The organism is Mesorhizobium sp. M7A.F.Ca.CA.002.09.1.1 (assembly GCF_003998555.1).
Taxonomy (GTDB): Bacteria; Pseudomonadota; Alphaproteobacteria; order Rhizobiales; family Rhizobiaceae; genus Mesorhizobium; species Mesorhizobium ciceri.
Map to the genome: position 1 here is coordinate 1 of NZ_RZRR01000982.1, position 1,946 is coordinate 1,946.

Here is a 1,946-nt window from a genome sequence, read left to right on the forward strand (position 1 = left end):
GGCCTTGCCGGCCGACATTTGCCGACGCAGGAACGAGGCGCCGTCCTGGCGCTGGAAGGCGACCAGATGCCCGCCGGCGTCGAGCACCGAGACGCCGAGCGGCTTGAGCTTGAGATCGGAGCCCTTGGCAAAGGCGGTTTCGATGATTTGCCTGGCTTTTTCGAGCGGCAGTGCGGTCATGGCGGTCTCCTGTTTGAAACGCGTCGATCATCGACCGTCGGCGGGTGAGATAACATCCCGGTTCCGGTTGAAATTGCTTCGCGTGAAAAGGCGGGATGGAAAACAGCCTTCGCCGGCTCTTCCGGATAAGCGTTGCCGCTTGTATGGCTCCAGACGTGGCTGGGCTACTTCTTCTTGGCGCGGGCCGGTTTCTTGGCGGGTTCCGCCGGCGCGTTGGCGAGGTCTTCCGCTTCCTTGGCGAGACGCAGTGCCCGCAGCTTGTTGGTCTTGGCCTGGCGGGCGTCGCTCTCGGCGGCGTATTCGGCCATCGCCTTCTGGCGGACGGTTGCCGCCTCTTCCTGCTTCTTGAAGCGCAGGTCGGCGCGTGCGCGGGCAGCATCCCGAGAGTTCTCAACCAAGACCTTATCCAATCCCGTGAATTGTGATTTTCCGCTTCTTCTAGCAGAGCCGGCCCCAAAACGGGAAAATAAGTTGGTTACGCGGCCGGGCTGGCGGCGAGGGCCTTGCTGGCAACCACGGCCTCGTAGGCGGCCTGCAAGGTCGCGCGGACAGAAGGGCCAGACATTGTATCGAGCGGCATGCCGAGATGTTCGTGCCGCAACTCGTCCATGAATTTGTCCCACATAGGCTGTCCGCCCTTTTCCAGCAGTTCGGCGCGGATCGACAATTCGTCGCTGACCGGCAGCCAGACGCGGCCCCAGGCGCCGAGATGGGCCAGGATCGGAACCAGCGTGATCGCCATCTCGGTCAGGCTGTAAATCGCCTTCTGCTTGTGCGAGGGATCGTCGGCCTTGGTCAGCATGCCCAGCTCCATCAGGCGCTTCAGCCGGTCGGCGAGGATGTTGGAGGCGATGCCTTCCATCGATCCGTTGAGCAGCTCGCGAAAATGGCGCCTGCCGCCGAAGATCATGTCGCGAAGGATGATCAGGCTCCAGCGGTCGCCGAAGACTTCCAGCGACAGATTGATCGGGCACCCGGACCGGCGATCCATGCTCATGAGATTTTTCTCCAAAACCGGTTGCATTATCGTAGCAGTTTTATTATCGTGCAACCGATTGCAAAATGCAATCAGTTTTGCAGAGAGGAGACTGCGTGATGAGGACCACCGAACGCCCTGAGATTATATCCGAAGTCTTTGGCGATCCGGCGAACCCGCCGCTGTTGCTGATCATGGGAGCGATGGCCTCGATGCTGTGGTGGCCGGAGGCGTTCTGCCGGAAACTGGCCGGTGCCGGCCTGTTCGTGATCCGCTACGACAATCGCGATACCGGCCGTTCGACGAAATACAAGCCGGGAGAGCCGCCCTACACGTTCGATGATATGGCCGACGATGCAATGCATGTTCTGGACGACCACGGCATCGGCAAGGCGCATGTCGTCGGGATGTCGATGGGCGGCATGATCGCGCAGCTTGTGGCGTTGAAACATCCCTCGCGTGTCGTATCTCTGACTGTGATCAGCAGTTCGCCGGTGGGAATCGACACATCCGGCCTTCCCGGGACGACCGAAGCCTACATGGAACACTCGGCCGAGGGCGCCAAAGTCGATTGGTCGGACCGTGGTCAAGTGGTCGATTTCATCGTCAGGGATGCACGGGCGATCGCCAGCACCACGCATCCATTCGATGCGGCGGGGATACGGGCCTTTGTCGAGCAGGATTACGACCGCTCCGGCGGCTTCCTGAGCGCGACCAACCATTTCATGCTCAAGGGCGGCGCCGCCTGGAAGGGCCGCCTGCACGAGATCGCGGCGCCGCTGCTGGTCAT

4 protein-coding genes are annotated in these 1,946 nt (G+C 61.5%); 1 reads left to right on the plus strand and 3 read right to left on the minus strand.

Annotated features, from left to right (window positions below):
* From EN994_RS29190 to EN994_RS29200, 3 genes are all read right to left on the minus strand, one after another.
* Positions 1–180: heme-binding protein (locus EN994_RS29190; protein ID WP_206530524.1), on the minus strand; the 180-nt coding region annotated here is incomplete at its 3' end.
* A 164-nt stretch (positions 181–344) separates the two neighbouring features.
* A complete protein-coding gene (locus EN994_RS29195) occupies positions 345–578 on the minus strand; it encodes a hypothetical protein (protein ID WP_013529228.1) in 234 nt (77 codons plus the stop codon).
* A 77-nt stretch (positions 579–655) separates the two neighbouring features.
* A complete protein-coding gene (locus EN994_RS29200; RefSeq protein ID WP_013529229.1) occupies positions 656–1,177 on the minus strand; it encodes a helix-turn-helix domain-containing protein in 522 nt (173 codons plus the stop codon).
* Positions 1,178–1,275: 98 nt separating this feature from the next.
* Here EN994_RS29200 and EN994_RS29205 point away from each other — a divergent pair.
* The coding region (locus EN994_RS29205) for an alpha/beta hydrolase (protein WP_206530525.1) at positions 1,276–1,946 on the plus strand (671 nt) is incomplete at its 3' end.